This window comes from Phyllobacterium brassicacearum (assembly GCF_003010955.1).
Lineage (GTDB): Bacteria > Pseudomonadota > Alphaproteobacteria > Rhizobiales > Rhizobiaceae > Phyllobacterium > Phyllobacterium brassicacearum.
The window spans coordinates 20,688-33,770 of record NZ_PGGO01000030.1 but is presented as its reverse complement, the minus strand read 5'-3'; the positions used below and the strand labels follow the sequence as shown (position 1 = coordinate 33,770).

11 protein-coding genes are annotated in these 13,083 nt (G+C 57.2%); 1 reads left to right on the top strand and 10 read right to left on the bottom strand.

What is annotated here, in order from left to right; genetic code table 11:
• Positions 1-142 precede the first annotated feature (142 nt).
• The 4 genes from tdh to CU102_RS25625 all read right to left on the bottom strand — a co-directional run bounded on the left by tdh (position 143) and on the right by CU102_RS25625 (position 5,554).
• Positions 143-1,180 (bottom strand): L-threonine 3-dehydrogenase, encoded by a 1,038-nt coding sequence (gene tdh, locus CU102_RS25640; RefSeq protein ID WP_106713900.1) that lies wholly within the window; start codon positions 1,178-1,180, stop codon positions 143-145.
• 9 nt (positions 1,181-1,189) lie between these two features.
• Positions 1,190-2,380, bottom strand: coding sequence for a glycine C-acetyltransferase (locus CU102_RS25635; protein ID WP_106713899.1), 1,191 nt, complete (start codon positions 2,378-2,380; stop codon positions 1,190-1,192).
• Positions 2,381-2,504: 124 nt separating this feature from the next.
• The gene (locus CU102_RS25630) at positions 2,505-4,322 is read right to left on the bottom strand and encodes an ABC transporter ATP-binding protein (RefSeq protein WP_106713918.1); all 1,818 of its coding nucleotides are present in this window, start codon (positions 4,320-4,322) and stop codon (positions 2,505-2,507) included.
• A gap of 20 nt (positions 4,323-4,342) precedes the next feature.
• A complete protein-coding gene (locus CU102_RS25625; RefSeq protein ID WP_106713898.1) occupies positions 4,343-5,554 on the bottom strand; it encodes an aminotransferase class V-fold PLP-dependent enzyme in 1,212 nt (403 codons plus the stop codon).
• 101 nt (positions 5,555-5,655) lie between these two features.
• Between CU102_RS25625 and CU102_RS25620 the strand changes: the two genes are divergently transcribed.
• Positions 5,656-6,486 (top strand): IclR family transcriptional regulator, encoded by an 831-nt coding sequence (locus CU102_RS25620; RefSeq protein WP_425351605.1) that lies wholly within the window; start codon positions 5,656-5,658, stop codon positions 6,484-6,486.
• 2 nt (positions 6,487-6,488) lie between these two features.
• On the opposite strand, the gene CU102_RS25615 is transcribed toward CU102_RS25620, so the two are convergent.
• From CU102_RS25615 to rhaI, 6 genes are all read right to left on the bottom strand, one after another.
• Complete coding sequence (locus CU102_RS25615) at positions 6,489-6,986, bottom strand: RidA family protein (RefSeq protein WP_245425554.1); 498 nt, start codon at positions 6,984-6,986, stop codon at positions 6,489-6,491.
• 10 nt (positions 6,987-6,996) lie between these two features.
• Positions 6,997-8,208, bottom strand: coding sequence for an amidohydrolase/deacetylase family metallohydrolase (locus CU102_RS25610; RefSeq protein WP_106713895.1), 1,212 nt, complete (start codon positions 8,206-8,208; stop codon positions 6,997-6,999).
• Positions 8,209-8,210: 2 nt separating this feature from the next.
• Positions 8,211-9,080: an ABC transporter permease gene (locus CU102_RS25605; RefSeq protein ID WP_106713894.1), complete on the bottom strand. Its 870-nt coding sequence runs from the start codon at positions 9,078-9,080 to the stop codon at positions 8,211-8,213.
• Positions 9,080-10,021: an ABC transporter permease gene (locus tag CU102_RS25600; protein ID WP_166648566.1), complete on the bottom strand. Its 942-nt coding sequence runs from the start codon at positions 10,019-10,021 to the stop codon at positions 9,080-9,082. Before CU102_RS25600 ends, CU102_RS25605 begins: the two co-directional genes overlap by 1 nt.
• Before the next feature lie 81 nt (positions 10,022-10,102).
• Positions 10,103-11,632: an ABC transporter substrate-binding protein gene (locus CU102_RS25595; RefSeq protein ID WP_106713893.1), complete on the bottom strand. Its 1,530-nt coding sequence runs from the start codon at positions 11,630-11,632 to the stop codon at positions 10,103-10,105.
• Between the two features lie 145 nt (positions 11,633-11,777).
• Positions 11,778-13,070 carry an L-rhamnose catabolism isomerase gene (gene rhaI, locus CU102_RS25590; RefSeq protein ID WP_106713892.1) on the bottom strand — a complete coding sequence of 431 codons (1,293 nt, stop codon included), beginning with the start codon at positions 13,068-13,070 and terminating at the stop codon, positions 11,778-11,780.
• Positions 13,071-13,083 lie beyond the last annotated feature (13 nt).

Below are 13,083 nucleotides of genomic sequence, written 5' to 3'. Positions count from 1 at the left end.
CAATCGTTGCCTTGAAAGTCCTTAACGAGGGTGCAGCCTCATTGGCTCATAAGCAGAGCGGGAGATATGAGGCTTGGAAACGAGGTACCGCAGCAGCACAACACGGTTACGACCTATACACCTGCGAACACGAGTGAAATTTTCAATTCCAGCTCAAGACTACTTTGCCAGAACTGCCAGAGCGCATTGCGTCGAAGCCTGCCTGGAAATCGTCGATCGAAAGCCGGTGGGTGATAATCTGAGAAAGATCAAGCCCGCCCTGCACGAAAGCAATCATCTTGTACCAGGTCTCGAACATTTCGCGGCCATAAATGCCTTTGAGGTTGAGCATCTTGAAGATGACCTTGTTCCAGTCAATTTCGAAACCTGTCGGTGCAATGCCGAGAATGGCAATCTTGCCGCCATTGTTCATCTTGTCGATCATGTCTCGGAAGGCCGGAGCCGCTCCCGACATTTCAAGACCGACGTCAAAACCTTCGGTCATGCCGATTTCGCGCATCACATCGGTGAGATTTTGCGAAGATGCATCGACGACATAGTCGATCCCGAGCTTGCGGGCGAGCGCCAGGCGAGCGGGGTTGATATCGGTAATTACGACCTTGCGGGCGCCGGAACGCTTTGCGACCAGCGCGCCCATGATGCCGATAGGGCCGGCACCTGTTACAAGCACATCTTCTCCAACGAGGTCAAAACTCAGAGCTGTATGCACGGCATTGCCGAAGGGATCGAAAATCGCTGCGATTTCATCGGCAACGTCGTCGGGGATTGGTACGACATTGGCTTCGGGAATGCAGACATATTCTCCGAATGAGCCTGGCCGGTGCACGCCCACGCCGAGTGTGTTGCGGCAAAGGTGTCCCCTGCCCGCGCGGCAGTTGCGGCAAGTGCCGCAAACGATGTGGCCTTCGCCCGAAACGCGCTGACCGACCTTGTATTTGGTCACGGCCGAACCGATTTCAGCGATCTCGCCGCTGAACTCGTGGCCGACGACCATCGGCACCGGGATCGTTGCCTGTGCCCACTTGTCCCAATTGTAGATATGCACGTCCGTACCGCAGATCGCGGATTTCTTGACCCGGATCAGCACATCGTTGGGACCTGGCTCAGGAACTGGGACCCGTTCCATCCAGATGCCCGGTTCCGCCTTGGCCTTGACCAGCGCTTTCATCATGTTCGACATGGTTCTATCCTATTTGATGATGCCGAGATCACGCCCGACTTCGGCAAATACGTCGATTGCTCTGGCGACGTCTGCACTGGTGTGGGCGGCAGACATTTGCGTGCGAATACGCGCCTGTCCTTTCGGGACGACAGGAAAGGCGAAGCCAATGACATAGACGCCCTTTTCGAGCATGCGCGATGCCATTTCCTGTGCGAGTGTCGCCTCACCCAGCATGACCGGAATGATCGGGTGATCGGCTCCGGCAAGCGTAAAGCCGAGCTTGGTCATGTCACGACGGAAATGCGCGGCATTTGCAATAAGCCTTGCGCGTAGCTCGGCCCCGCTGTCGATGAGATCAAAGACTTTCAATGATGCTGCCGCAATGACAGGCGCCAGCGTATTGGAAAAGAGGTAAGGACGGGATCGCTGGCGTAACCAGTCGACCACCTCCTTCTTTCCGGACGTATAGCCGCCTGATGCGCCCCCCAGCGCCTTGCCGAGTGTGCCGGTGATGATGTCGACGCGGCCTTCGACGCCGCAATGTTCGGCTGAACCGCGACCATTCTTACCGACGAAGCCGACCGCGTGGCTATCGTCCACCATGACAAGAGCGTTGTATTTTTCTGCGAGATCGCAGACACCCTCAAGGTTGGCAATAATACCATCCATCGAGAAGACGCCGTCAGTAGCGATCATCTTGAAGCGGCTGCCCTCGGCCTTCTTCAGTTCTTCCTCAAGTGCCGCCATGTCATTATTGGCGTAGCGGAATCGCTTGGCCTTGGAGAGGCGAACGCCGTCGATGATCGAGGCGTGGTTGAGCGCGTCGGAGATAATTGCGTCTTCTTCGCCGAGAAGGGTCTCGAATAGCCCACCGTTCGCGTCGAAGCAGCTTGAGTAAAGGATCGTATCCTCAAGACCGAGGAAACTTGAAATGCGTGCCTCGAGCTCTTTGTGCTCTTCCTGAGTGCCGCATATGAAACGCACCGAGGCCATGCCGTAACCATAGCGGTCAAGCGCCGCCTTGCCTGCTGCTGCCAGTTCGGCATTGTCGGCCAGGCCGAGATAGTTGTTGGCGCAGAAATTAAGTACTTTCGCACCCGTTGAAATCTCGATCTGGCCGGATTGCTTGGAGGTGATGACGCGTTCGGACTTATAGAGGCCCGTTTCCTTCAGGCCTGTCAGTTCACGTGACAAATGCTCGATGAAGTGCTTGGTCATAATACCACTCTACCCATGCGTTTCCGATGGCGCAGCAATGCCACGGTGCCAGCACGAATGATAGCGGAATTTTCGGCACAGTTCATCTGTCGTGCGACCTTGCGGGCCAGATCTTGCGGTTCGCCTAGTTGACCTGGACCAGATGTCCTTCGGAGATTTCTGAATATTGACGGGCGGGGACCACATAGTCAGGCGGCCTTACCGGGCTCTTGATCTCGTCATTGGATACCGGTCGTTTGAGGCCGCGACGCGCCGGATCGGGAACGGGCACAGCAGAAATCAGTTTTTTGGTATAGGGATGCTGCGGGTTTTCGAAGATTGCGGCGCGAGGGCCAATTTCGACGATCTCGCCGAGATACATGACGGCGATGCGATGGGAGACGCGTTCGACGACGGCAATGTCATGCGAGATGAACAGATACGCAAGATCGAGACTCGCCTGCAGATCGAGCAGGAGGTTGATAACCTGCGCCTTGATCGACACGTCGAGCGCCGAGACAGATTCGTCGGCGACGATGATTTTTGGATCGAGCGCCAGGGCTCGGGCAATACACACGCGCTGGCGCTGACCGCCGGAGAACTCGTGGGGATAGCGCCCTGCCATGTCCGCCTTTAGTCCGACACGCTCCAGCAGGTCGGCCACGCGATCGCGCGCCTGTATACGGGTTCCGAGCTTGTGCTCGAGATAGGGCTCGGCAATCGCTGCGCCGACGGTCATGCGCGGGTTGAGGCTGGCGAACGGGTCCTGGAAGATCATCTGCATGTTGCGGCGCATGTCACGCAGCTGCTTCGGATCCATCGTCAGCACGTCCCGTCCATTGAGCAGGACCTCGCCCCCCTGAGCCTGCACGAGGCGCATGATCGAGCGGCCGGTTGTCGACTTGCCGCAACCGGATTCTCCGACCAGTGAGAGAGTTTCACCAGGCTGCAGGGTAAAGGAGAGGTTCTCGACAGCATGGACGCGGCCCTCAAGCTGCCCAAACATGCCGGAATGAATGTTGAAGCGCGTGGTGAGGTTGCGTACCTCCAGCAGCGGTTGGGCTTCCATCTGTACGGTGTCGGCAGCCTCGACCGGTGTATCGGACGTACCGGTGGTGCGGTCAACGACCGGGAAACGCAAGGGACGCTTGTGTCCCTTCATCGAGCCCAGGATAGGCACTGCCGACAGCAGCGATCGCGTATAGGGATGTTGTGGGCGTGCGAAGATATCAGCCGTATCGCCGGTCTCGACTGCCTCGCCATTGTACATTACGACCGTTCTGTCGGCGATTTCGGCGACGACGCCCATATCGTGGGTGATGAAGAGGACGGAGGTTCCTTCTTCGTCCTGCAACAGCTTGATGAGATCGAGGATCTGGCCCTGGATGGTAACGTCAAGGGCAGTTGTCGGCTCGTCGGCGATCAATAGTTTCGGCTTGCTGGCAAGAGCCATTGCGATCATGACGCGCTGACGCATGCCTCCGGAGAAGCGGTGCGGATACTCGTCAAAGCGTGAGCTTGCGGCCGGTATACGCACCTTTTCCAGAAGACGGATGGTTTCCGCCTTCGCCTTTGCTCTCGAAATATTGTGGTGACAGAGCAGCGCCTCGCTGATCTGTTGGCCAACCGTGAACAGCGGATTGAGGCTGGTCATCGGTTCCTGGAAGATCATGGCGACGTCATTGCCGCGGACCGCACGCATCTGGTTTTCCGGCAATTGAAGAATGTTCTTGCCGCCCAGCAGGATCTTGCCTTCGATGCGGCTCTTGTCCTTCTGCAATAACCGCATGATCGAAAGCGACGTGACGCTTTTTCCGGAGCCGGATTCGCCGACGATCGCCACCGTTTCGCTGGGGGCAACGTCAAAAGAGACGTTGCGTACGACGGGCCGCCACTGACCGTCGGCCATGAAGGACGTTGTCAGGTTCGAGACCGATAGGACCGGGGCGGTGGGCTTTTCCATGGGCTGTCCTTTCGCGTCGATCAATCCGGCCAGCGCATCAGGCCTGCAATGCGGCGTGCGTAGCGTTCTTCAAAGGGTGTCGCGATGACCTCGTTCGATGTCCCTGCTTTGGCGAGTTCCTCTTCCAGACGGCTCGCCACGATTTCATCTTCTCCCGGATGCAGGTTGCAGGGATCCATGTAGAAGTAGCCGTGCTCTGCTTCATGGTCGCGGACAATGACTGGTTGTGCACCGCGGGCCAAAGCATCGGCCAGGTCCCAGGCGGTGATATGCGCCTCCTGTGGATCAACCGTGACACGCAGCCGATCGAGGGGGTTATGCGTGGGGTCCGGCTCGATCTCGGCTGTGACGCCCGGCTTGCCAGCAAGCGTCTGCTTCCAGAGATTGAGGTAGCCGGTCTCCTTCTCCCGAATTCCGGCGTGATCGCGCCGTTCCCACGCTTCCAGCGCAGCGATTGTGCCAAGGATGCTTTCTTTGCCAAGCTTCATACCGCGGCCGATACCCATGTTCTGCAAGAAGGCATCGCGTACCAGTTCCTTGCGTCCCGCAACGATGCCACCTGTCGGGCCCCCGAGGAATTTATGCGATGAATAGAGAGCGATGTCGGCGCCCTCCTTGAGGAAGATCTTCAGATCATATTCTGACGCGGCGTCGACAATGACCGGGACGCCGTGTGCATGGCAGATTTCGGCGAATTTCTTCAAAGCGATCAGCCCGTACTGCACTGTATGGTGCGAGACAACGAAGACCGCCGCAGCCGTGCGCTCGTTAATGGCGCCCTCGAGGTGATATGGATAGCAGGACGTTGCCTGCCCGATCTGCACAGCCTTGGCACCCGCAAGGCGGATCGCCTGATCCACCGGTGCGCCATAGCTGACCACATGACCCGTCTGGATGATCACCTCGTCCTTCAAGCCTGTCGTCTCCGGCAGGCGTTCAATAGCTGCAAGGTTGTTCCCTGTCATGGCTGCTGCGACTGCGAGGCTGATGCCGGCTGAACACGAGGCGGTGACAAAGCCAGCCTCTCCACCGGTCAAACGCGCGATCACCGGGCTCGCCAATTTGTGCAGATCGTTGATTTCCACAAATTGCGGGAGTATGGCAGTCATGGCAGCGACAGCTTCCGGCACGACAATGGATGCGCCAAGCGATGTCATCGTCCCGGAAACATTGATCACAGGTCTCAATCCGAGGGACTGTCGAAAATCGGGCGGTGTACGGGAGTCGGTCATGTTATTCTCCTTGAACTGTCAGTGACATATTCCATTTGCTTGGCATATATGCCGCTATAATGTAATAAAGACTTGGAAAACCATTGGATCTCGCCAGGAGCCTGAAATTGGACGCAAAGACATCAGACATGGAAGCCACCGGTGGGTTTGAAAAGTCCGAAAAGGGTAACAAGCGCTCGCGCGTCAGCGGAATAGACCGCGCCCTGCAGGTCCTTGATTATCTGTATGAGACCGGTAGCCCGGCTGGGGTTTATGCCATCGCCAAAGCGATCGGCGCCCCGCTTTCGACGGTTTATGTGATCATTGACGATCTGGTCGAGAAGAACCTGCTCTCGCGCAACAGCGATAGTTCCGTATGGCTGGGTGCGCGGCTTTATCATTACGGACTGGCTTACGCGCGATCGCTGGATTTCCTGAATGTTGCCAATCACGAGATGCACAATCTTAGCCGCGTGTCGGGTGAGACCGTACAGGTTTGCGGTCGCGATGGCGATCACATGATGGTGCTCGCCATGGCCGATGGTCCCGGTCACTTCCAGGTAACGTCGCGGGTCGGCACTCGTGTGCCGCTTAACTGGACTGCATCCGGTCGCCTGCTCGTTGGCCATCTGTCTGAAAAGGAACGGTTGGACCTGTTTGAACATTGCGCCAAGTCCTCGCCTACTGGGCGCGCCGTGATCGATCCGGCCGTGTTGTCCGAGTCGGCAAGCCAGGCGCTGCAGGCGCGCATTTCCATTCAGGCCGGAGAATCCGACTATGCTGTCGCGTGCGTTGCCTCGCCTATCTGTGATGACAAGGGCGCGTGCATCGCCACGATTTCCATCGTCCTTCCTGAACAGAAGATTGCCGACCATCCCGAGCGTTACACGGCCGAGGTCAAGGCCTCGGCGGAGCGGATCGAGACGGTGATGGGCTGGCGCAGTCATTCCTGAATTCAATCCTTCAAGGCGATTATCGCCTCGATCTCCACAGTGATATTGCCGGGTAGCGAGCCGAAACCAACTGCCGAACGCGCGTGGTTGCCCGCTTCGCCGAACACGTCGATCAACAGGTCGGAACAACCATTGATGACGGAAGGATGATCGCCGAAGTCGGGCACGGCATTGACCATTCCGAGCAGCTTCACCACCCGCTTGACCCGGCGCAAATCACCGAGTGCGGATTGCATCACTGCCAGCAGATTGATGCCGGTGAGGCGCGCATGTTCGTAAGCTTCTTCGACGCTCACATTGCCACCGACCTTGCCGGTGTGCAGGTAGCCATTGTCTTCGCGAGGCCCCTGCCCCGACAAGTAAAGCATATTGCCTTCCTGAATGTGGGTGACAAAGTTCGCAATGGGGCTCGGCGCGGCCGGGAGGCTTACGCCGAGCGTCTTCAGACGGTCATAGGGAGAAATGTCAGCATCAACTGCCGAACTTGATGAGTGGCTCAAGGCTTGTTCCTTAACGGTATGAATAGGAGGCGATGGCGCCGGATGTTTCAGGGTTGACCGGCTGATAGCGGCTGGCGGTATTGGGCTCATTGCCCATCACCGCCCAACGTGGTTCGAAGAGCTTGTCGAGCTTTGCTTCGTAACCCATCGAATCGATGACCTTGAGATCGGAGTCGGCGAGCTCGAAGATGGTGAAATCCGCACGGGTACCGACTGAAAGGAGATTTTCTGTAGGGAGATTGATTGCAGACGCCGGTGAAAGTGTTACGGCCTCGACCACCTTGTCGAACGGCATGCCTACGCTCAAGAGTTTCGACATCGTTGTGGCGAGATCCCATACCGCGAAGTTGAGGCTGCGCAGGTGTATATCGGTCGAGATCGAGAACGGCAGAAGGCCGCGCCGGATCGCAACTTCCGCAACACGGAAGGAAAACGATGCCCCACCATGGCCGATGTCGAGGCGGATTCCCTCCCCCGCGCAACGCGCCGCCAGTTCGAAAAGGTCGTCGTCCTCAATAATGCTGCTGCCGACCTTGCCATTGAAGCAATGGGTGATGATGTCTCCGGGACCGAGGATTTCGAGGACCTCGTCATAGAGTGCGGGTGGCTCGCCCACATGAACCATCATCGGAATCTTCAGGATCTTGGCGATTTTCTTGCCGACCTTGACTGGCGTTACGCCCCACGATCCGGTGATCACATGGCTGGCCCGCACTTTGAGTCCGACAATATGGTCGCGGTTCTCGTTCACGCAGGCGACGGTACGGTCGATGTCGATGGACCGAATGTCACTCAGCTCGCTCACACGGTTGCAGGCAACCAGTCCGATCGAGCCGAGGTTCAGGAATGCCTTGATGCGCTCGCGTGCCGGGTCGATGATATATTCTCGGAACCCGTGAAAATTGGCTTCACCGGCCGAGCCCGCGTCAACAATGGTCGTTACACCCCGTTCGGCGCCGCACATTTGCGGCCGGACGGAAATGTCAGTGCCGCCGTGCCAGATATGAGTGTGGAGATCCACCCATCCGGGCGAGATCCAGGCGCCCTTTGCGTCTATGCGGCGTATGTCCGCCTGGACATTCAGCGATGGACCAAATTCGGCAATCTTTCCGTTTGCGTCGATCAGGACGTCAATACTCGTAGACGGCGTGTTCGGTCCGAAGGCAACCGGTTTGACGTTGGCCAGCAACAGGCGGCCATCGGCTGCGGAAGAGGCAGGCATGATCAGAGATCCTTTCTGAGGCGAGGGTCGAGAAGGTCGCGGAAGCCGTCGCCAACCATCTGCAGTGAAAGAACGGCGAGCACGATAGCGATGCCGGGAAAGAGGGTCATCCAGTCCGCTTTGCCTATGTATTGGCGGCCGGAGGCAATCATGGTCCCCCATGTCGGCACTTCAGGGCTGACGCCGAGACCGAGGAACGAGAGGCCCGCCTCTGCGAGCATGGCGTTGGCAAACAGGAATGTTCCCTGGACGAGGATGGGTGACAGCAGATTGCGCAGGATATGCCGCGTCATGATATGCCGCGTTGAAATGCCCAGTGATGTTGCGGCCTCCACGTAGGGTAGTTCGCGTATCACCAGTGTGGACGCGCGAACGATACGCGCCAGACGCGGAGCGTACACGATGCTCAAGGCAACGATGACAGTCGTCAGTGATGGCCCGAGCGCAGCGACCAGCGCGATCGCCAGCAATATGTCCGGAAATGCCATCATCGCATCGATTAGCCGGGTGATCGGAGCATCGAGCTTCTGAAAGAAACCGGCCAGGATACCAAGGGTAACACCGATTATCGAGGCCAGCACGACAACGGCGAAACCCACCATCAGCGATAACCGTGCCGAGTAGATCGTGCGTGAGAACACGTCACGACCGAATTCGTCCGTTCCGAACAGCCATCGCAATTCCGGCGGCTTGAGACGGTTCACGATCGACAGTTTGTTTGGCGCATAGGGTGTGATCAGCGGTGCGAATGTCGCAAGCGTCACAAAAATCGCAAGGACGACGAGCCCAAACAGGACAGTCTTGCGCCTGATGAGTACCCGGAAAAATTTCGAGCGTTCGCTGAGCGGTGCGTTGGTTGTGATATCCGTCATTAGTAGCGCACCCTGGGGTCAACGACGAGGTAAAGCATGTCGATGGCAAAGTTGATGAGGACATAAAGCGCTGCAATGATAAGCAGCGCGCCCTGGATGACTGGATAGTCCCGGCGAAGCACCGCCGATACGACGAGGCTGCCGACGCCAGGAAGACCAAAGACGGTCTCGGTGACGACCGCGCCAGATATCAGTACGGCGGCAGTCAAACCGATGACTGTAAGGATCGGGATCAGCGCGTTCTTGAAAGCATGCTTCAGAACCACGCGTCGTTCGTCGACCCCTTTCGCCCGCGCTGTGCGGATATAGTCGTCGCCGAGCACATCAAGCATGGAAGCTCGTGTGAAACGCATGATGAGTGCGGAGGAAACAATGCCGAGCGCAAAGGCGGGGAGAACCAGATGGCCAAGGCGCTCCAATAGCGACGTACCGGGGCCGCCATAGCCCGAGACGGGAAACAGTCCGTAGCGCACGGCAAATATCTGTATGAGAATAAGCCCGAGCCAGAAACTCGGAATGCTTGCAGCCAGCATTGCCAGCGCAGTTGCGGCCTGATCGAAAAGCGATCCGCGTCTGTAGGCGGCGTAGACCCCAATCGGGATGGCGATGACACTGGCGATCAGCAGCGAGAATATTGTTAGAAAGAATGTGGGCTCGGCACGTTGCCCCAAGGCCTGCAGCACAGGCTGGTTGAGGAAGATCGATTGGCCGAGGTCGCCCTTAAGCAAGTTGCCGATGAAGTAGATGTACTGCAGTGGGATCGATTGGTCGAGACCGAGTTGTTGGCGCAAAGCTGCGATATCGGCGGCAGTCGCTTCGGGACCCAGCATGACGGCCGCGGGATCGCCCGGCGTGACGCGGACGATGATGAAGACAATCGTCACCACCAGAAACATCACGATGATCATGCCGATAAAGCGTTGAAGTATGTAACGGAGCATCTGGGCGAAACGATCCTGTTTGCTGGGCGGATTAGTTCAGGACTGCGCGGACGAAGCACTCCGTCCGCGCGAGTTACTGCATCACTTCTTGAGCGATACGTTCCAGAAATATGGCCAGGGCGCCGGGGTGAAGCCTTCGAGCTTTGGCGATTTGGCCGAGAGCGCATTGAAATCGCCGATCTTGATGATCGGAACTTCAGCATAGATCACTTTCTGCACTTCGGCCCAGAGAGCGACGCGTTTCGCGGGATCGACTTCCGAGTTGAACGCATCCACAGCGACCTTGCGCGCAGGCGTGTCCCAGTTGCCAGGTGCACTGGTCGACATGGCGCCGATCAGCGCCGGCTCCGGCAGGAACGGGCTATGGCTGATATAAATGTCCCACAGCTTCGGGTCGGCACGTCGCTGTGTCAGTGTTGCCCAGTCGACGACCTGCATATCGACGGTAAAGCCGGCGGCTTTCAGATATTCGGCTGCGACCTGCGCCATCTTGTAGTGGAATTCGTATTGGCGGCTGGTGAGAATGCGAAGCGGTTCGCCATTGTAGCCGGCCTTCTTCAACAGCTCGGCTGCCTTTTCAGGATCGGCGACATTGTAGGCCCCTTCAGTGCCCGCGTCGGTCTTCCAGCTATAACCGTCCGGGTACATGGATGGATTGAGCGCATAGAAATCAGTGCTGCCGAATGCGGCGGCCAGCATGTCTTCTTCGCTTAATGCGTCACGAATGGCGAGACGCAGATCCTGACTTTTGGTTATACCCTGACTGGTGTTCATGACGAACACCGGCCAGCCGAAAGGCTTGAGCAATACCGCTTCAGTGGTCGTCTGACCCTTCAGGCGGTCATAGGCCTCGACCGGAAGGCTGTCGACATAATCAAACTGGCCTGAAAGAGCGCCCTCGACGCGGGTATTGGGGTCTGGAACAGGTACAAAGCGGATTTCGTCCAGATATTGGTGGCGTGCGCCGCCATAGCCATTCTCGTCACCCTCAGGTGATTTGTAGCCGTCAAAACGCGCCAGCTGGATATATTGATCTGCCTTGCGCTCTTTCAGCATGTATGGCCCGGTACCGATTGGATCGGTCATCGGGTTCTGCTGCTTTTCGCTTGGGAGGATGATCGCCGCCGCATTATTGAATGCCAGCAAGGACGACAGTGGCGCGTAGGGAGCATTCAGCGTGATCTTCACGGTCGATGGATCAACGGCGTCAATCGAGGTGATCAGCGAAGCAGTTTGCTTGCCGCGCGAGGCGATTTGTGTCCATCGCTTCAACGAGGCGACCACATCGTCTGAATCCATGTCGGTACCGTCATGAAATTTGACGCCCGAACGCAGCTTGATGGTGTAGATTTTGCCATCGGCAGAGACTTCCGGCAGGCTGGCAGCGAGAAGTGGCGTAACGTTCCAGCTTTTGTCGAATGTGTAGAGCGTCTCGAAGATGTGCTGGGAGACGATACCAACGAGATCTGCCGTCGATGCCATTGCGTCGAGCGTTGGAGGCTCGCCAATGGTTGCGACATTGATGATGCCACCCTTGGATTGGGCGAAGGCGGCGGGGCTAAGGGCAACGAGTGCCGAACCAAGAAGGAGTGCAAGCTTCAGTGACTTCATGACGGTTCCCTTTTTGTTATTCCATTATTATGTAATATAATGCTTTATAGTAGAATAAGAACAAATGTGGGCGGGGCTGTCAATCCAAAAAGAAAAAGGCAGCGCGGTGAAGCGCTGCCTTTGGACTAACCGAGAGTGAAGCCGCCTAAACGATACCGCCGCCACCGGCGACGCTTGCTGGCCGTTGCTTGCCGACCAGTTCCCGGTAGCTACTCTTGCGGTACGTGGCAATCGGGTCGATGGCACCCGATGAACGTCGGCGAGCCTCGGCCAGAATGGGTTCCACGTCGGTACGGTAGGCCCGTTTAAGCATATCCGACGCCATCAGCGCGTCATTGTCGTCCTGGTAGGCGGCAAGTGCCTTGCGATCGACGAGCAACGCTTGTGCATAAGCACGGCGAATTTCATTGGCACTGGAGATCAGGCTTTCGATCGGATCCGTGACATTGTGCGACTGGTCGATCATGTGCGCGGGATGAAAATTCTCAATCCCCCGATCTTCGGCATCGACGAGTTCGTTGAAGACAAGGAAGAGCCGGTAAGGATCGATTGATCCGGCATCGAGGTCGTCATCACCATATTTTGAATCGTTGAAATGAAAGCCGCCCAGTTTGTTGAACTGGATGAGCCGCGAGACGATCATCTCGATATTGGTATTCGGTGCATGATGACCGAGATCGACAAGGCAGAGAGCCTTTGGGCCGAGCGTCTGCGCGATCAGGTAGTTCGTGCCCCAATCCTGCACGACCGTCGAATAGAAGGCTGGTTCGTACATCTTGTGCTCGGAGAAGATGCGCCAGTCATCGGGCAGCGCCTTGTAGATCTCCGCCATCGATGTGAGATATCGTTCGAACGTCCGGGCGAAATTGCTTTGACCCGGAAAATTCGAACCGTCGCCGACCCAAACCGTCAAAGCTTTCGAGCCGATCGCCCGACCGATCTCGATGCATTCGATATTGTGCTCGATTGCCTGGGTGCGCGTCGTCGCATCGACATGGCTAAGCGAGCCGTACTTATAGGAATGAGCCTGATTGGGTGCGTCGGAGAAAGTGTTGGAATTCATCGCGTCGAAACCAAGACCCAGCGCATCGGCATAGGATTTCAGATGTTTCGGATCTGCCTTGTCCCATGGGATGTGCAGTGAAACCGTTGGCGTGGTTCTTGTCAGCTGATGAATGACAGCGCAATCGTCGAGCTTGTCGAAGATACCTCGAGGTTCGCCTTTGCCGGGGAAGCGGGCAAAACGTGTGCCCCCGGTCCCGACACCCCATGAGGGCACTGCAACCGAGAATGCAACGACCTTTTTTGTGATTTCATCAATGTCGATGCTACGCCGTGCAAGGTGTGCGCCAAGGGCTTCGTAATCGCTCTTGTGGGCGGTAAGCAGGCGGCCGTTTTCGGATGCAATCAATTCGCCGGAAATATGTTGTTCACTCATGATGTCCTCCCCG